This is a genomic window from Proteinivorax tanatarense, assembly GCF_040267685.1.
GTDB lineage: Bacteria > Bacillota > Proteinivoracia > Proteinivoracales > Proteinivoracaceae > Proteinivorax > Proteinivorax tanatarense.
In genome coordinates, this window is record NZ_CP158367.1 from 1,267,313 (window position 1) to 1,284,199 (window position 16,887).

Sequence of the window (16,887 nt, forward strand, 5' to 3'; positions counted from 1 at the left end):
TAGATAAGCTTAACAAGAAATGATATGACTTTTGTCATATCATTTTGTTTATATAGGCACTACCGGTAGTGGCAAAGCTGGTATAAAATGAATATAACTAAGAGGAGAAAGAGGAGGGAGACAGTATTATGGTTTTGCAATGTCAGGACGTTGTTAAAAGGTATAAGGAAAGTTTAGCCTTAGATAATGTAAGCTTAAATATTAAAGAGGGTAGCATATTCGGTTTGTTAGGACCCAATGGTGCAGGAAAAACATCGTTAATTAACTGTATTGTCGGGCTTATTCAAAAAGATAAGGGGTCCATTTATGTGTTTGGCAGTGACTTGAGCAAAAATGGAATTGGCATAAAAAAGAAAATTGGTATCGTGCCCCAAGAAATCGCTGTTTACCGTGACCTAACAGCTTATGAAAATGTAGCTTTTTTTGCAAAGTTATATGAAGTAGATAAAAGAGAGATTAAGGCAAGGGTAGAGGAAGCTTTAGAGTTTGTAGGCCTTTTAGACAAAAAAGATCAATTTAGCAAGACCTTTTCCGGTGGGATGATGAGAAGGCTTAACATAGCTTGTGCTATAGCTCATAGCCCTAGACTTATCATAATGGATGAACCTACAGTGGGTATAGATCCCCAATCTAGGGAGCTGATTTTACAGTCGGTTAAAACATTAAATAAAAGAGGATCTACGGTAATTTACACATCACACTATATGGAAGAGGTAGAAAAAATATGTGATGACATCGCTATTATGGATCATGGTAGAGTGATAGCTAGAGGCAGTAAAGAGGAGCTTATTGCATCCATTGAATTTCAACAAGTGGTAGAAATTAAGGTAGATAAAGTCACCGAGGAGTTGTTGACCAATCTAAGAGATGTTCAAGGGGTTCTAGAAGCTAATGAGGAAAAGGGCAAAATTACTGTAACATGTTCAAAAAATAACGATCTGGTTAGCAAAATCATTGAAGCAGTTACTAACAGCGGTGGAAAGGTAACTGCACTAAGTGTTGAAAAACCAAACCTTGAAGGGGTATTTTTAACTCTAACCGGTCGATCTCTTCGGGATTAGAGGTGGTGTCTAATTATGAAGATATTTACAATTGCTTACTATACATGTTTGCGAAATTTAAGAGATATAAGCTCTTCAATGTATATGGTGGCATATCCTATTTTGTTGATCTTAATTTTAGGAAATGCCTTACAAAACGACTTTGAAGTACGCCAAATAGATACAGTTAAGGTTTCTGTATTAAATGAAGAAAAAACTTATTTAGGGGAGGCATTTGAGCAGTTTATAAGCACGGTTGAAAAGGAAGAGTTGATAAGTGTCGATGTAGTATACAGTTATGATGAGGGAATAAACAAAATAGAAAGCGGAGATAAATTTGCATTTATACACTTGCCAGCCCAATTAGAAGAGGGTAGGATTAACACATATTCAAAGCATGAACAAGGTCTTAACTATACTATATTTACCAATATAATGAATTCCTTTATAAAAGGTGCAATACAACTTATGCTATGAATGTAATAGATGATGGTCAGCTTCAACATTACCAGCATTTTGAGGGAGACATTGATTCTGTTTATCTCGGTGATGATTTTAAGCCGCCGTCTGCCATGGATTACTATGGTATAACGATGCTTATAATGACGTTAATGTGGGGCTCTTTATATGCTAATGAAAATATGCAGGAGATTAAAAATGAAACTATGGGCTCTAGGTTAAGGACCTCTCCTATAAAAGATATTGAAATTATATCAGGGAAACTCCTAGCTACACTACTGACATTGATGGTTCAGGGCACTATTATAATTATTTTTACAAAATTTTCTTTTGGAGTGAACTGGGGTGATAACCTCCATATGATTTTTGTAACTATGCTGTTTTTTAGCATCATGACAATAAGCTTGGGTATTTTAAACTTTTTTATGGCAGCTAAAGACGGCGGGGCAAGTCCGGTGACATTTTTAAATTTATTTGTTATTGTTTCGACTTCCTTAAGTGGGGGATTTATACCAATTCAAAACCCTGGCGGCATTTTAAGCTTTATGAGAGTTTTATCACCTAACTATTATGGACAAAACTTATTGTTTGAAAGTATTTACAGTCCAAACCCTTATTATTTACGCTCCTTTGTTGGATTGTTAATTATAACAGCGGTGTTTATTACGCTGGCACTTATAGCTAAAAAAAGGAGGGAGCTTAAGTGAGTATCTTTATATCTAACTTTAAAAGACTAAAAAGAAAAGGTAAATCATTTATTTATATGTTGCTCTTTCCTATTATTTGGCTAACTGTCATCTCGTTAATTTTTTCGGGATCCTTCCAAGGAATTAACATTGCAGTTGTTGATTATGATAATACGCAGCTTAGTAAGGCTTTAATAGCTAGCTTGGAAGAAGAAAACAATGTTATGTTAGTTAATGAACGGGAAATACAAAGCCATCTTGTAAGACGGGAGGCTGATTACGGCATTGTAATACCAAAAGGCTATAAAAATAGCATTTTAGCAGAAGAGGATATGAGCTTAACAGCTTATAAAGGTATAGAGCCTTATGTAGCTATGACGGCTGAAATGACAATCCAAAATTTTATATCAGGTGCTAAAAATATAGCAAAGTCTGCAGAGGACTGGCAGCAGTTTAACAAAGGTATGGAGGAGCTGGGATCCGGAAACTACAGTTATACCATAACAAGGCCTGAGCAATCTGAGGAAATACCACTTTGGGGGATTTTCTCTGCCATAGGTTTTTTAGTTATGGGGATGCTTTTCCTAGCAACTAGTACAACTTCACTTATTATGGAGGATAGAAAAATCCTTACCTTTAATAGGATAGCGATTTCACCTTTATCGATAAAAAGTTATATGCTGCAAAATTTATTAAGTTTTTGGGTTATTTCTTTGTTTCAGGTGCTTCTAACTTTTGTGATATTATCGCAAATTTTTAACATAAACTTAGGCCAGTCGCCTTTTATGTTATATGCATTTTTCGCTTTATTTTCTGTGGTTTCTTTAGCCTTTGGTATAGCTATAACCAGTGTTTCAAAAAATGTAGCGCAAACCGATGTGCTAGCAAACTTTTTAATTGTTCCAATGGCAATGCTTGGAGGAGCGTTATGGCCTTATGAAATGATGCCCCAGGTTTTGCAACAAATAGGCCTTTTTCTACCAACTTACTGGGCAATAGACGGAGCTAATCAAATTGTTATTGGGGCCACTTTTATGGAAATACTGCCTAATATTATAGTGCTGACACTATTTGCTATAGTATTTTTCTTAATTGGAGCAAAGAAAAAAGGCTTAAGCAATATAGAGGAATAAAGCAAAGGTCTAGTTGAGTTTTAGCCAACTAGACCTTTATTAATAACTGATGTACGACGCGATATAGTAAAGATAAGCTTGAGGGCTTTACCAGTTTGAAATTTAATGATAAATTATAAATAAAAGGTTGCGAAAGTAGTGTTGTAAAATGAAAAGTTTATACCTAAAACTTATTTATTTAATATTTGTGATAGTTAATTTAATCACCTATCAGAAATTAAGCTACCTAGATGTTATAATAACTTTGTTGTTACTAATTATAATCCTTTATCGCGACAAATTTTCCAAATATAACAAGGCTGCTTTGGTGGGCCAAGTTATTATCATAATTTTTGCAAGCATTTTAAACCCTGTCTATAGCCCGTTGTTGGCCTTGGGGTTGTATGAAGTTTTTTTCAATAGGCTAGAAATCTTTGCTTTACCAATTTTAGCTGTCACCTTAACTTTAGAATTAGAGTTTCTGGTGTGGTCAGTGTTTTTATTACTAATAAGCTGGTATTTTGGCAAAACATCTAGAGCCCTTTATGACAGCAAGGTCAGTCTTAAGGAAGCCTATGATAAAGAAAGAAAATTAAGATACAGCTTAGAGAAAGCAAAACAAAATTTACTAGAATCTAATAATCAAACTGTGTACTTAGCTGGGCTTAAAGAGCGAAACAGAATAGCTGTTCGACTCCATGATGAGCTAGGCCATTGTATAGCAGGGCAGCTTTTTCAACTACAGGCTATAAAAAAAGTGTTTAAACGAGAAGAAGACAAAGCGGAAAAAATGTTGGAAGACTGTATAGAAAAAATGAGGTCAAGTTTAGAATTGCTGCGAACTACAGTACATGATTTAAAGCCTAAAGAGGATATAAATATTGGGTTTGTTGACAACTTAATAAACAACTTTAATTTTTGTAAGATTCGGTATAATAAACAAGGAGATTTTAATCAAATATCCTCTTCGCACTTAGGAATTATTTACTTTAACATTAAGGAAGCTCTTACAAATGTAGTTAAACACTCTAACGCAACAGAGGTGGAAATTTCTATAAACAGCAATCAAAAGTTTACTAGAGTTTTTGTTAAAGATAATGGACGAGGGTGTCAAGGCAATATAAAGGAGAATTTAGGATTATCTTCTATTAAGGAGAGAGTGAAATATGCTGGTGGTACTATATCTATAAGCTCTGAAAAAGGGTTTTTAATGGTTTTTTTACTACCTCAAAATAGCAAGGAAGGGGATGTGCTATTTGAAAGTGTTAATAGTTGATGATGATGGGCTTATAAGGGACTCTTTAAAAATGATTCTAGATTTAGAGGAAGATATAGAAGTTATAGCTACAGCAAAAAACGGAAAAGAATCGATTGATTTAGCCTTGAAGCTGTGTCCTGATGTTATTCTTATGGATATAAGGATGCCTGAAATGGACGGAGTAGAAGCTACAAAGGTTATTAAAGATAAATATCAGCATGCTAAGATTCTAATTTTAACAACTTTTAAAGAACAAAGCTATATAGCAAAGGCGATAAAAAGTGGTGCTAACGGTTATATTTTAAAAAGTCAAAGGTCTGAAGATATAGTTGATGCTGTTCGCTCTATATATAAGGGTGGTAATTCAATTTTAGATAGTGATGTAATAGATAATTTAAAAGGCATGCTTAAGGAAGAAAAAAGCGATTTCACCTTAGATCAAAATTTAAGTCATAGAGAAATAGAGATACTAGAGCTTGTAGCTGAGGGACTTTCCAACAAGGAAATCGCCGATATCTTGCATCTAAGTCCGGGTACGGTAAGAAATTATATAACCAGCTTGTTAGACAAACTCAGCTTAAGAGATAGAACCCAGTTGGCAATATATTACTTAAAAAACTAAAAGATTACCTTTTATCACCCTTCTTATAGCTACATCAGTAAAATAGTGAGCATAAAGAAAGGCAACTTCGCTAGATTGCAAAGTTGCCTTTCTTTTTATCGTAGGATAACTGGTTGTAAGCCTCCCCACTGATTGAAGTCTCACTTTATAATTTTATCCTTTTTAAGCTAGTAGTTTCCTCGCAGTAGGAGCATATATATCCGTCTTCTCTGTTGTTTAACGTAAACTCAGGTGATACATCCTTTTGCTCAAAACTTATACACCTTGGGTTTTTACATTTTACTATGCCTTTAATTTTCAAAGGTAAAGATACGCTCTTTTTGTCAATTATTTTTTCATCTTTGATATAGTTAATTGTTATGTTGCTATCTAAAATTCCAAGGTATTCAAGAGGAAGGTCATAGAAATTTTCAATTTTGACCACATCTTTTTTACCAGCTTTTGAACTGTCTGCATTTCTTAGCAAAATAACAGGCTCGTCGATATCTTTTAAGTTTAGTTTTGAAAAGATTTTTAATCCGTTTCCTGGAGTAATATGGTCAATTACAACACCATTTTTTATAGATGCTACCTTAAGCATTGGTTTGTCCCCCTTTAATTAGTGTATGAATTAATGCCATGCGAATATAGACTCCCAGCTTTGCTTGGCGGAAAAAGCCAGCCCGTGGGTCGCTATCCACTTCTATTGAAATCTCATTAACTCTAGGTAAGGGGTGAAGGACAAGCATATCTTCTTTGCCGTGTGATAACACACAGTTGTTGATGATGTAGTTATCCTTTAGTTTTAGATAGTCTTCTTCATTGAAAAAGCGTTCTTTTTGAATTCTCGTCGAATATAGCACATCGGCATCAGAAATTGCTGATTTTAAGTCTGTGCTTTCTTCAAACTCTGCGCCCATTTTAGTAAGTTGTTCTCTTAGGTAAGCAGGAATTTTAAGCTCTGAAGGAGAGATAAGTGTAAACTTGTTTCCTTTATATCTAGCTAAAGCAAGCAGTGTAGAATGAACAGTTCGCCCATGCTTTAAGTCTCCTACAAAAGCAAAGTTTTTGTTTTCTAAACTACCTTTTTCAGTAACTATTGTAAATAAGTCGGTAAGAGTTTGAGTGGGATGTTGATGTCCTCCGTCACCACCGTTTATAACAGGCACCTGTGAGTACTCTGACGCTAATAATGAGGAACCCTCTTTTGGATGGCGGATAACCATAATATCGCAATACCCGTCCATAACTCTTACGGTGTCCCAAAGGCCTTCCCCTTTTTTTGCAGAACTTTGATCGGAATCAGAAAAACCCAACACTTGACCACCCAACCTAAGCATTGCAGATTCAAAGCTAAGTCGGGTTCGAGTACTGGGTTCAAAAAACAACGTTCCTAAAATATGTCCTGCTAGTGAGTTGCTATACTTAGCAGGATTTTTTTTCATTTCTTTTGCTAAATTAAAAAGATAGTCTAACTCCTCCAAAGATAAATCTAAAGAATGACATAAATGTTTACAGTTTAATTTCATTGTTGTTGACCTCCTTATGGCCTCTCTGGACCGAATTAAAGAAAGTGAATATTTCTTGTCAAAAACTATAGCATATCTTAAAAAAAAATGCAAATTTTTTTAGCTTTTGATTTAACTATCTTTAAAATTTACTCTTGACAAATAAATAGGCAGGGTGTAAGCTTGAAGTCAAGCAATAAATGAGTAAATACAAATTTTAATTTTGCCCGAGAGGCAAAAAAATTTTGTCTAAATTTAAGTAACCTTTTTTAAAGTTAGTCCCGAGAGACTAAAAAGGAGGGAATATTATGATAAAACAAATTAAAACAGCAGAACCTAATCTTAGGGGTGCTGTCTTTTTTTATGTAAAAAAGGGGGAAAAAAGATGATTTTAAAAAATGGACAGGTTTTTATAAACGGGAAGCTTATTAAAGAAGATATTTTAGTAAAAGAGAACAAAATAGTAAAAGTTTCTAAACAGATAGAAGGAGAGTTACCAATTGTAGATATTACAGGAAAAATCGTGTTGCCGGGTTTTATAGATATCCATACTCATCTACGTACCCCCGGGCAAGAATATAAAGAAAATATAGAGTCGGGGACAAAGGCAGCAGTGGCAGGTGGGTTTACGGCGGTTTGTGCCATGCCAAACACCAACCCAGTATTAGATAACAAAAAAGAAATTGCTAGATTTCTTGAAAGGGGAAAAAAAGAGGGTGTATGTAAAGTGTTTGCTTTTTCTAGCAAAACTTTTCAGCAGCAAGGTAGAGAATTAGTAGATTTTGAGGCTGTATCTGATATGGTGATTGGATTTTCAGATGACGGTCAGCCGGTAGTAGAAAAAGATATGATGGAAAAAGCGCTATTAAAAGGTAGTAGTTTGAATAAGACTATTGTTTCTCACTGTGAAGTAAAAGAAGACGGACATATAAATAAAGGTGAAGTAAGCGAAAAATTAGGGATAAAAGGCATTTCCAACAAATCTGAGTGGCAGATGGTCAAAAGGGAGATAGGGCTTGCTAAAAGGCATAATACACCTGTGCATATAGCTCATGTTAGTACTAAAGAAAGTGTAAATCTTATAGCAGAAGCTAAAAGAAATGGAGCGCCTGTTACAGCGGAGGCTTGCCCCCATCACTTTTTATTAACCGACAAAGCTGTTGAAGAAATGGGGGCAATTGCAAAGGTTAACCCTCCTCTTAGAAGCGAAGCAGATAGGCTAGCTGTTTTAGATGCAATAAAAACTGGAGTAATAGATGCAGTAGCTACAGATCATGCACCTCATAGTCCTGAGGAGAAAATGGAGGTTGAAAAATCTCCATTTGGAATTGTAGGGTTAGAGACTACAGCAAAGCTTATGTTGGATTTAGTCAACAAAGGGGAGCTTACACTAGCTAAAGTTGTGGAGTTATTAAGCGAAAAACCCCATAAAATATTAGGGCTTACAGGCGGAGAAATTAAACAAGGTGTACCAGCTGACCTTACCATAGTTGATATGGATAAAGAGTATATCATAGAAGAAAAACCTAGATTTTCTAAGGGACAAAAGACACCCTTTGCCTTTAAAGCAGGAAAGGGTGATGTTCACATGACTATAGTCGATGGGAACATAGCTTATAAAAATAATGAGAAGGAGGGGTAATATGTTTGCAGCAAAGCTTTCTAAAGCAATAAAAGAAAAAAACAACCCATGTGTGGTGGGGTTAGATCCTACCATGGAAATGATGCCTGAGTTTTTACAAAAAAAGTATAATGTATCTGTGCAAAAGGAAAACATCCCTCAGATGTTTTTGGAGTTCAACAAAAATATAATAGACAGTGTGGCTGATTTAACGCCTGCCATAAAGGTTCAGGTGGCATTTTATGAGCGCTACGGGTTGGCAGGGATTGAAGCCTTTTATGAAACCTTAAAGTATTGTAAAGAAAAAGATGTTCTAACCATAGCTGATGTGAAAAGGGGGGATATAGGTAGCACAGCTTTAGCATACGCAGAAGGTCTTCTTCAGGAGCCTTCCATAGATAGCATCACAGTAAACCCCTTGTTTGGAACAGATGGGTTAACGCCTTTTGTAGATGTAGCTAAAAAAGAGGGAAAAGGTCTTTTCATTTTGCTAAAAACATCTAACCCTTCGTCCGCAGAACTACAGGATCTAGAGGTTGAAGGAGGTCAAAAGGTTTACCATAAAATTAGCGACATTATAGCTACTTTAGATGAAGATTGTAAGGGAGAATACTCTGATATGGGTGTAGTGGTGGGTGCTACTCATCCAGCCCAGCTAGCTGAGCTAAGAAAGAAACAAAAAGGTTTTATGCTAGTTCCAGGCTATGGCGCCCAAGGAGGTAGCGGTAAAGATATCGTAGATGCCTTTGATGATGAAGGGCTAGGGGCCGTTGTAAATTCATCAAGAGGTATTACTTCCTACTATAAAAAAGTTAAAGCAGATGAAAAAGATTATGCAAAGTTTGCTAAAAAGAGCTTAGAAAACATGATAAAAGATATAAACTCTGCTTTAGCTCAAAAAAGGGGCAAATAATATGCTTACAGGTAAGGTAGAAAAAAATCAATTTTTAGCTGATGATATATTTGAAATGGAAATTAAGTACTCAAATCTTTCTGCAAAGCCAGGACAGTTTATCAATGTAGTATGTGATGGCAAGTTGTTACCACGACCTATAAGCGTTTGCCAAAGTAAAAAAGAAAGTTTTGTGCTAGTTTATAAAGTGGTGGGTGAAGGAACTAAATGGCTTAGCAAAAGGATTAAAGGTAGTGAAATAAGGTTTTCGCCACCTTTAGGGAGAGGTTTTAATCTAGATATCAAAAACAAAAAGATTGCTATATTAGGAGGGGGAATGGGGATAGCTCCAATTCTTTCAGTAGCTCAAGCACTAGATAAAGCAGATGTTTTTTTAGGGTATAACAACGATGAATTTTTGCATGATAAATTCCCAAACAAGATATACAAAAGTTTCGCATCCGAAGGGGAGACAGTAATAGATAGGTTTGTAAATTCAAAGGTGGGCAAATCTTATGACTATGTAATAGCCTGTGGTCCTGAAGGAATGCTTAAAGCGCTGCAACAGGTTTGCAAAGAGAAAAATATACCCGGTCAAATCTCTATTGAGCAGCATATGGCTTGTGGAGTTGGGGCTTGCCTTGTTTGCAACTGTCAAACTAAACATGGATATAAGCTAGTGTGTAGCGATGGTCCGGTTTTTCCTATAGAGGAGGTTGTTTTTAATGACTAATTTAGCTACAAACTTTGCGGGACTTAAATTGAAAAATCCAGTAACTGTAGGATCAGGGACTTATGGGTTTGGCTCAGAGTATAAAAGGTTTTATAACCCTAATATTTTAGGGGCTATCACTTCAAAGGGTATGACGCTAAATGAGAAGGAGGGCAATCCTCCTGGACGCAGCATAGAAACCCCTAGCGGCATGCTAAACTGTGTAGGTCTGCAAAATCCTGGGGTGGAGTTTTTTGCTAAAGAGCACCTGCCTAAGTTGAAAGAAGATGGATGTACAGTTTTTGCCAATGTGGCTGGCAAAGATGTTGATGAGTATGTGGAGATTGTAAGATTTTTAGACAGTACTGAAGTTGATGCCGTAGAGGTAAATCTAAGCTGTCCTAATGTCGCAGAAGGGGGTATTGCCTTTGGAACAGATCCTAAGGTTGTAGAAGAGGTTACACGCAAAACAGTGGCAGTAACTTCAAAACCGATTATCATCAAGTTAACCCCTAATGTTGCAGATATAGTATCCATTGCACAAGCTGCCCAAAATGGAGGAGCCCACGGGATTTCTTTAATCAATACTTTGTTAGGTATGTCTATAGATACAAAGAAGAGAAGGCCGGTGCTAAGTAACACCTTTGGAGGACTTTCAGGTCCTGCAATAAAGCCTGTAGCTTTAAGAATGGTTTATCAGGTTTATCCTCATATCGATATACCTATTATAGGTATGGGAGGAATAGTTAACTCGCAGGACGCATTGGAATTTATCATGGCGGGGGCCCAAATGGTTGCTGTAGGGACTGGAAATTTTGTCAATCCATTGGCTTGTCAAGAAATCATTGAAGGGTTAGAGATGTACCTAGAGGAAAATGATATTGAAGATATAAACCAACTGGTAGGAATCGCCCATAAATAAAGGAGGAGTTATAAATGGATAAAAAGATATTAGAGGCTTTTGAAAAAAGTAACGCTCTACAAACTGGACACTTTGTGCTAACGTCTGGAAGGCACAGCGATAAATACATGCAATGTGCTCAGGTTTTTCAATATCCTAAGTACAGCAACTTGCTATCGGAAGCTTTGGTAGATAAAATTAAACACCTTGAAATAGATGTGGTAGTAGGGCCAGCTATGGGAGGTCTTATCTTTGGTTTTAACGTAGCACAAAAGCTTGGAGTAAAAAGCATATTTGCCGAAAGAGTGGAAAAAAAGATGACTTTTAAAAGAGGGTTTACCATAAAACCCGGTGAAAAGGTGCTAATTGTAGAAGATGTTATTACAACCGGTGGTTCTGTAAAAGAAGTTATGGAGGTTGTAGAAGGCCTAGGTGGAGAGGTAGTCGCAGTAGGTTGTGCCGTTGATAGAACAGCAGGCAAGGATGTGGGGTACGAATTTTACAGCTTATATGAAATGGATATAAAAAGTTACGAACCTCATAACTGCCCGATGTGCAAGGAAAAAATGCCAACTACAAAGCCTGGGAGTACCGGGAAGAAATAAATGAATCCTATTATAATAAAAAGGAGCTGGCCTGCTAAAACAGGCCAGCTCCCTTTTTGTTGAAGAAGTCATCCTGAGCTTGCCGAAGGATCTAGCCCAAAGGGCGCAGGACCACACAAATGTCAAACCCACGTAGGTCAGTTCAGGGTTTGTCATTTACCTCTGGGCTACGGAGTTCCTCTGCTGCAGACAGCTTATCAGCACCTATCTTCGGTGTTGCAATTGCTAGCCCAGACCAGTCACGTATTAGAAGATACGCTCCCGGCCCTGTTCCATCAACTGCGCCTAGAATCTAGGCACTCCTAAGCAGTCTGGCCATTTGGGTATCCTTATATGGTTACCAAAGTTGATTCCAACTTCTAACTTCCCACTTCACACTACTCACAAGCATTAATTTCTGGCCATTTGTCCAACCTCTTACTTCTCACCTCATACTACTAGTACTAATCCGCCCTGCCAGTAAATGACAAACCCTTCAGTAAGCACAAGCGGTAAAATCTATAGAACCAACTACTGTATCTACGGCCAAGCAGAATAAGCAAATTTGGAGTGAGTTTCAGACCCAGCATGTAGCTAATTTATACGTTTTCGCGGCTAATTTTTTTGTTAATGGTAATCAGTAGTATAAGGTCTGATGTTAGTAAAAACCACCATAACAAAATAGGGGACCCGTTATCCCAACAATTGTAAATTCGCTTTTATAAGCTTTCGTCTCTCATACTCAAACTACCTATTGTTTCCACATCCGAAATTCCTTATAATAGAACTATGGCTGAAAAATTGTACGGATATGGGGGAGAGACATGGAAAACAATGTAGTATTAAATCAAAAAGATAAATTGGCAAGCAAAGTGCCTTTTTTTTATGGGTGGATTATTGTTGTTGTAGGTATTTTCGGGGTGTTTTTTTCCGGTCCTGGACAGACATACTCCGTTTCTGTTTTTATAGAGTCATATATTGAAGAGTTTAGTTGGTCTAGATCTTATGTATCCAGCTTATATTCAATAGGAACACTCTGTGCTGGGCTTTTGATTTCTTTTGTTGGCAAGCTTTTAGATGTTAAGGGGCATAGGAGGGTAATGCCTGTTATTATTTCGCTTTTTGCCATAGCATGCTTTTGGATGGTATTTGTATCTGCTCCATGGATGCTGCTTTTAGGGTTTTTCTCTGTAAGGCTTTTAGGGCAGGGGTCGATGACTCTTATGTCATCGACTTTGATACCACAATGGTTTTACAAGCATAGAGGGAAAGCGCTCAGCCTTATGGCTATTGGAGCAGTTTCAAGTTCATTTATCTTACCTCCTTTAAACACCTGGATAATTCAAAATATTGGATGGCAGGTAGGCTGGTTGGTCTGGGGGACTCTTTTATTAGTTATTATGCTTCCTATCGCTATAATTTTTGTAAAGAACAGGCCGGAGGATATTGGTGAAGCACCAGATGGTCATAATCAAAATCTAGATTTAACTAAAGCCGATGTAAAACTGGCTAACAACGAAACTTCATGGACGCTAAAAGAAGCTATGAAGACTAGGGCATTTTGGCTGCTGTTGTTTTGTGTAACAGTTCCTGCTGCTCTTAATACAGGACTGACTTTCCACTTGGCTTCGATTATGGATTATTTAGGATTTTCTGGCGATAACGCCCCTATGCTTGCAGCATCGGTGCTAAGTATCTATGCTGTTTCTCAGTTTGTAAATAATTTTATAGCCGGTGTTGTTGGTGATAAATATAAAGATAACCTCATAATGGCTTTTACCTTTGTTGGTTTCTTCTTAATTGTGGCGATGTTTTTGACAGTTAAATACTTTAATTTGACATCAACAATAATGGTTGTTATTTTAGGAGTTATATGGGGAGGAGTAAATGGCTATTTTGCCATTACTAACAATATGATTTGGCCTAATTATTTTGGCAGAAAACACTTAGGAAGTATCAAAGGTTTTACGATGACTGGCATGGTAATAGGGTCGGCGGCAGGTCCGCTACCATTTGGGTTTGCTTATGATATTTTTGGAGGATACACAGAGATTTTAATTATAACAGCAGTATTTCCAGCCCTAGCAATTATAGCTTCAGCCATATCACCAAAACCTGTATCTAAAAAGGGATAGTCCATAGATTAAATTAGTTAAATTTGGAGGTGGAATTATCTTTAAAATTAACAAAAGCATTATGTTTGCAGTTTTTTTTATAATCGCTTTATTTATCTTTGTCAGCGTTACATCTATGGAAGCTTTAGCACTTGATTCTGCATCAAGCTCATCGCCAGACGGGCAACTAATTTTTATCAGGATAATTTTGTTTTTCACATCTATTTTAGTTATAGGGATGGAGCTTTTTGCTATATACGATCCTGAAGAGGCCTATATGTTGTTTCGCAGAGGACTAAAATATGAGAGAGATGTTGAACTTACAGATATGTACAAGGATTTTATTAGGTATGGCTCTGTTTTTGGATTAGCCATATACTCACTATTTTTTGTTTTAGCCGGTGAGCATATAGTGCTGCTTTTAGCTTATCTTACTGTATGTTACTTTTATTATCGCTCTACTAGGTAGTTGTGGATTTATTTAAAAGGTCAGGCAGGTTTAAACCTGCCTGACCTTTTTTCTATTCTAACCCCAGTTCCTTTCTCTTGCCTTCGATGTGGTCAACATAGGTTTGAATTGCTTTTTCAGCATCTAATTCTACCATAAGCTTTCCAAGACCTAAGGTTTCAGTAGTTTTAGTCAGTGTTTCTACTACAACCTCACTTCCAGTAACAGAAGGCACAGGAGCTACATGAACTAGCCAACCTAAAGCAACAGCTGTACAAGCGTCTGCTACTGCTTTTTGCTCAAGGTATTCGGGAGCTCCAATTACTAACGGAAGTTTGTTGGTATCAACATCTAGTTCATCAGCAATTTCCATGGCGGTATGGGTCATTTTGCCTATATCAACACAAGCGCCATACGATAGTACAGGTGGTATCCCTAGCTGCTTACAAACTGCTTTAAGTCCGTCGCCAGCTTCCTCAGCAGCTTCTGGGTTAGTTAAGTTTGTGTACTCCATAACTGCAGATGTACAACCGCCTGAAAGCACTAGTATATTATTTTCAATTAACCCTTTAGTAATCTTAAATATGTTGCTACCACCTTGACCATATTGTGCGGTGGTACAACCAACTATTGTAGCAATCCCACGAATATTTCCGTTGGCTATCTGTTCAATTAGTGGTTTAAGTGAGCCTCCTAAAGCTTCTTTTACCGATTCAGTGCTAAACCCAACGGTACAGTCAGAGGTGTGCTGTGGAATATATACTTCTCTATTTTCCTCTTTACGTTTTTTATAAGCCTCTAGTGCCATATCCAGCACCTTTTCAGCTTGCTCTTCCATTTTTTCTGGAACAAAATCAATAGTTTCTGTTCCCTGAAGTTTAATTACTGGATGGGTGCTGACAAGTTTTGTGCCAAAACGTTTAGCATATATAGGAAGAGTAGGAACAGTACAGTTATAGTCAAACATAAATAAATCTACAACTCCTGTGGCTAATAGATACTCTTCTGATAGCCATTCTCCTTCTTGGCCTACATAAGCACTCATTTGTTGCGAACCCTCATAGTTTAACAACTGTTGACCTTCACAGACGTGTCCGAGAACCTGTATACCTTCAGCTCCTGCTTCTTTTGCTTTTTGTTGCCACTTTTCAGTAGATGCCATTTCTATAGCAACGTGGGCGAGAAGGGGCATGTGACCATTTGTTATAATATTTATCTTTTCTTCTTTTAAAAGCCCCATATTTTGTTTGCGTTCAGTTATTTTTTGAGTTCCTATTAAAATTTCTTGTAAAATATCTAAGGCAAAGAGACCTTGGTATTCATTGGCTATACCCATACGTACCCCATTAAGTAAAAATGTTACAGGTTCAGATGTAAAGTTTGTCATGCACATAGTTTGGGCATAGGCAACTTCGCTATAACCGCCACCAGGGAAGATACCCAGTTTTCTCCATAATTCCTTCCTTTTTGTTGGGGCAAAGGCGTTAACAAGCTTTGACTCTATATGGTAAGGACTGTGGATATCATCCATTACTAAGGTGGCTAACTCCACTGCAACCTTGTTTATGTCGTTGTCTGTATCAATACCTAGCATTTCAGCGTATCGCTTAAGCTTACCCTCATCTCTAATTTTCAATCCACTTTCTGGACTGGTAGCAGCAGCTTTAAGTGTTCGAGCCGCTTGGTGAGCATGAAAAATATTGGCAGAAGTTCCTATAGTCACATGTCTATAGGTAAAGTTACGAGCTACCATGGTGTGAGCATCTACTCCACATACACCTCTAGGGGCCTTTTTAGAAATTCTACACGGACCATTGGCACATAGCTGGCAGGACAAACCTTCGATACAGAACTTACATTGAGGTTGTTGCTCAGAGAAGCGATCGAACACATTTGTCATATTAGATTTGTGAACTACTTGATACATTTCTCTCATGGCAGGATCTATAATGACATTCAGTGGGTAGCCATCCTTGGATTGATCAGATGTTTTAATATGTTCACGCTGCCATTGATATAATTTTTCACCTTCCGGGGATTTTTCTAAATTTTGATAATCAACTTTAACTTTTGTATGCAAATCACTGTGATCTTTTGGATCGTTTGTACCAGCTAAAAGAGAATCATCAGCTTTGTCAGATACCTTGCCTGGTTTTATCGTTTTTTTAAATTTTTCAAACATGCTAATACCTCCTGTTCTTTTTTATAGCTTTTGTATAATGTATAATAAACATTCTAGTTTCTGAGTAAGTAGATTATTTATTAAGTAGAATTCCCTTATAAATCAATTTACATCCCATAAGATAAATAAAAGCAATTCCCGTAAATGTCGTAATTGTAGCCATACTATATGGAATTATAGTTTTATATAAAATTATAATTAAAGAAAGTGTCAACAAAAGGTAGATACAAAATATAACTAGAGATATTTTTTTAGACTGCAAGTTAAAATTGTATGCATTATAAAAAAACACGGGAATAGTTGTTCCAAACATAGCTCCTGTAAGTGTTCTTAATAAATTGCTTGATTCAGTGATATTTAAATATGATAGAACACCATCAAAAATCATTGACAGAAAAAAGAATATAAAAACAAATTTTTGTGATAAAGTTGGAGTAGGTCTTTGATTGTAGAAATAAATAGAAAATAAAAGATATGAGAAAAATATCCCTGAATACATACCAGTGCAGCGTGAACAGAGCCAAAATTGGTTAGAAGTCCAAAAAAGGCTTCTGGAACTAGCCCTGTGACAAAAAAAATCAGCTATTATTGACATGATATCTTCCATAACATACCACCCTTTAAAAGGTATTTATATAATCCTATACAAAATGTATAAAAAGTATTGACATATATCGGAAGTGTGCCTATAATTTAGTTGAGAATAGTTTTCAAGTAAAGGTACCCCGTTTAGTAAAGTTACACAAGTTAATCAGCTGTGAGGACAATT

General features: G+C 36.6%; 17 protein-coding genes. 13 read left to right on the top strand and 4 right to left on the bottom strand.

The genetic code is table 11. The features are described from left to right. Positions 1–128: 128 nt before the first annotated feature. The 6 genes from PRVXT_RS06240 (at position 129) to PRVXT_RS06265 (ending at position 5,177) form a co-directional block, all read left to right on the top strand. Entirely contained in the window at positions 129–1,061 is a 933-nt protein-coding gene (locus tag PRVXT_RS06240; protein ID WP_350344799.1) for an ABC transporter ATP-binding protein, read from the top strand. A 15-nt stretch (positions 1,062–1,076) separates the two neighbouring features. Then, the gene (locus tag PRVXT_RS06245; protein ID WP_350344800.1) at positions 1,077–1,517 is read left to right on the top strand and encodes an ABC transporter permease; all 441 of its coding nucleotides are present in this window, start codon (positions 1,077–1,079) and stop codon (positions 1,515–1,517) included. Next, positions 1,514–2,206, top strand: a complete 693-nt coding sequence (locus PRVXT_RS06250; protein WP_350344801.1) for an ABC transporter permease — start codon at positions 1,514–1,516, stop codon at positions 2,204–2,206. The genes PRVXT_RS06245 and PRVXT_RS06250 overlap by 4 nt, the downstream gene beginning before the upstream one ends. After that, on the top strand, positions 2,203–3,318 hold the full coding sequence (locus PRVXT_RS06255) for an ABC transporter permease (protein WP_350344802.1): 1,116 nt from the start codon (positions 2,203–2,205) through the stop codon (positions 3,316–3,318). Before PRVXT_RS06250 ends, PRVXT_RS06255 begins: the two co-directional genes overlap by 4 nt. 148 nt (positions 3,319–3,466) lie before the next feature. Continuing rightward, positions 3,467–4,573, top strand: a complete 1,107-nt coding sequence (locus PRVXT_RS06260; protein ID WP_350344803.1) for a sensor histidine kinase — start codon at positions 3,467–3,469, stop codon at positions 4,571–4,573. Beyond that, positions 4,545–5,177 carry a response regulator transcription factor gene (locus tag PRVXT_RS06265; protein ID WP_350344804.1) on the top strand — a complete coding sequence of 211 codons (633 nt, stop codon included), beginning with the start codon at positions 4,545–4,547 and terminating at the stop codon, positions 5,175–5,177. The genes PRVXT_RS06260 and PRVXT_RS06265 overlap by 29 nt, the downstream gene beginning before the upstream one ends. Before the next feature lie 145 nt (positions 5,178–5,322). On the opposite strand, the gene PRVXT_RS06270 is transcribed toward PRVXT_RS06265, so the two are convergent. Then, positions 5,323–5,757: an aspartate carbamoyltransferase regulatory subunit gene (locus tag PRVXT_RS06270; protein WP_350344805.1), complete on the bottom strand. Its 435-nt coding sequence runs from the start codon at positions 5,755–5,757 to the stop codon at positions 5,323–5,325. Further along, positions 5,750–6,685 carry an aspartate carbamoyltransferase gene (gene pyrB, locus PRVXT_RS06275; RefSeq protein WP_350344806.1) on the bottom strand — a complete coding sequence of 312 codons (936 nt, stop codon included), beginning with the start codon at positions 6,683–6,685 and terminating at the stop codon, positions 5,750–5,752. The genes PRVXT_RS06270 and pyrB overlap by 8 nt, the downstream gene beginning before the upstream one ends. 364 nt (positions 6,686–7,049) lie before the next feature. On the opposite strand from pyrB, the gene PRVXT_RS06280 reads away from it, so the two are divergent. The 7 genes from PRVXT_RS06280 (at position 7,050) to PRVXT_RS06310 (ending at position 13,957) form a co-directional block, all read left to right on the top strand. Further along, positions 7,050–8,306 (top strand): dihydroorotase, encoded by a 1,257-nt coding sequence (locus PRVXT_RS06280; protein ID WP_350344807.1) that lies wholly within the window; start codon positions 7,050–7,052, stop codon positions 8,304–8,306. Between the two features lies 1 nt (position 8,307). Further along, on the top strand, positions 8,308–9,198 hold the full coding sequence (pyrF, locus tag PRVXT_RS06285) for an orotidine-5'-phosphate decarboxylase (RefSeq protein ID WP_350344808.1): 891 nt from the start codon (positions 8,308–8,310) through the stop codon (positions 9,196–9,198). Between the two features lies 1 nt (position 9,199). Beyond that, positions 9,200–9,910 (top strand): dihydroorotate dehydrogenase electron transfer subunit, encoded by a 711-nt coding sequence (locus PRVXT_RS06290; protein WP_350344809.1) that lies wholly within the window; start codon positions 9,200–9,202, stop codon positions 9,908–9,910. Next, positions 9,903–10,811 carry a dihydroorotate dehydrogenase gene (locus PRVXT_RS06295; RefSeq protein ID WP_350344810.1) on the top strand — a complete coding sequence of 303 codons (909 nt, stop codon included), beginning with the start codon at positions 9,903–9,905 and terminating at the stop codon, positions 10,809–10,811. Before PRVXT_RS06290 ends, PRVXT_RS06295 begins: the two co-directional genes overlap by 8 nt. Positions 10,812–10,825: 14 nt before the next feature. Further along, complete coding sequence (gene pyrE, locus PRVXT_RS06300) at positions 10,826–11,395, top strand: orotate phosphoribosyltransferase (protein WP_350344811.1); 570 nt, start codon at positions 10,826–10,828, stop codon at positions 11,393–11,395. Between the two features lie 803 nt (positions 11,396–12,198). Next, complete coding sequence (locus PRVXT_RS06305; protein ID WP_350344812.1) at positions 12,199–13,509, top strand: MFS transporter; 1,311 nt, start codon at positions 12,199–12,201, stop codon at positions 13,507–13,509. A gap of 115 nt (positions 13,510–13,624) precedes the next feature. Continuing rightward, positions 13,625–13,957 carry a hypothetical protein gene (locus PRVXT_RS06310; RefSeq protein WP_350344813.1) on the top strand — a complete coding sequence of 111 codons (333 nt, stop codon included), beginning with the start codon at positions 13,625–13,627 and terminating at the stop codon, positions 13,955–13,957. Positions 13,958–14,009: 52 nt separating this feature from the next. Here the strand turns inward: PRVXT_RS06310 and cooS are convergent, their stop codons facing one another. Further along, a complete protein-coding gene (cooS, locus tag PRVXT_RS06315) occupies positions 14,010–16,118 on the bottom strand; it encodes an anaerobic carbon-monoxide dehydrogenase catalytic subunit (RefSeq protein WP_350344814.1) in 2,109 nt (702 codons plus the stop codon). A gap of 73 nt (positions 16,119–16,191) precedes the next feature. Then, positions 16,192–16,725: a DUF2085 domain-containing protein gene (locus PRVXT_RS06320; protein WP_350344815.1), complete on the bottom strand. Its 534-nt coding sequence runs from the start codon at positions 16,723–16,725 to the stop codon at positions 16,192–16,194. Positions 16,726–16,887: the final 162 nt, after the last annotated feature.

Excerpts from the sequence above, each read along its gene's own strand:
- PRVXT_RS06240 (WP_350344799.1), top strand. The coding sequence starts at position 129 with ATGGTTTTGCAATGTCAGGACGTTGTTAAAAGGTATAAGGAAAGTTTA.
- PRVXT_RS06245 (WP_350344800.1), top strand. The coding sequence starts at position 1,077 with ATGAAGATATTTACAATTGCTTACTATACATGTTTGCGAAATTTAAGA.
- PRVXT_RS06250 (WP_350344801.1), top strand. The coding sequence starts at position 1,514 with ATGAATGTAATAGATGATGGTCAGCTTCAACATTACCAGCATTTTGAG.
- PRVXT_RS06260 (WP_350344803.1), top strand. The coding sequence starts at position 3,467 with ATGAAAAGTTTATACCTAAAACTTATTTATTTAATATTTGTGATAGTT.
- PRVXT_RS06265 (WP_350344804.1), top strand. The coding sequence starts at position 4,545 with ATGTGCTATTTGAAAGTGTTAATAGTTGATGATGATGGGCTTATAAGG.
- PRVXT_RS06270 (WP_350344805.1), bottom strand. The coding sequence starts at position 5,757 with ATGCTTAAGGTAGCATCTATAAAAAATGGTGTTGTAATTGACCATATT.
- pyrB (WP_350344806.1), bottom strand. The coding sequence starts at position 6,685 with ATGAAATTAAACTGTAAACATTTATGTCATTCTTTAGATTTATCTTTG.
- PRVXT_RS06280 (WP_350344807.1), top strand. The coding sequence starts at position 7,050 with ATGATTTTAAAAAATGGACAGGTTTTTATAAACGGGAAGCTTATTAAA.
- pyrF (WP_350344808.1), top strand. The coding sequence starts at position 8,308 with ATGTTTGCAGCAAAGCTTTCTAAAGCAATAAAAGAAAAAAACAACCCA.
- PRVXT_RS06290 (WP_350344809.1), top strand. The coding sequence starts at position 9,200 with ATGCTTACAGGTAAGGTAGAAAAAAATCAATTTTTAGCTGATGATATA.
- PRVXT_RS06295 (WP_350344810.1), top strand. The coding sequence starts at position 9,903 with ATGACTAATTTAGCTACAAACTTTGCGGGACTTAAATTGAAAAATCCA.
- pyrE (WP_350344811.1), top strand. The coding sequence starts at position 10,826 with ATGGATAAAAAGATATTAGAGGCTTTTGAAAAAAGTAACGCTCTACAA.
- PRVXT_RS06305 (WP_350344812.1), top strand. The coding sequence starts at position 12,199 with ATGGAAAACAATGTAGTATTAAATCAAAAAGATAAATTGGCAAGCAAA.
- PRVXT_RS06310 (WP_350344813.1), top strand. The coding sequence starts at position 13,625 with ATGGAAGCTTTAGCACTTGATTCTGCATCAAGCTCATCGCCAGACGGG.
- cooS (WP_350344814.1), bottom strand. The coding sequence starts at position 16,118 with ATGTTTGAAAAATTTAAAAAAACGATAAAACCAGGCAAGGTATCTGAC.
- PRVXT_RS06320 (WP_350344815.1), bottom strand. The coding sequence starts at position 16,725 with ATGGAAGATATCATGTCAATAATAGCTGATTTTTTTTGTCACAGGGCT.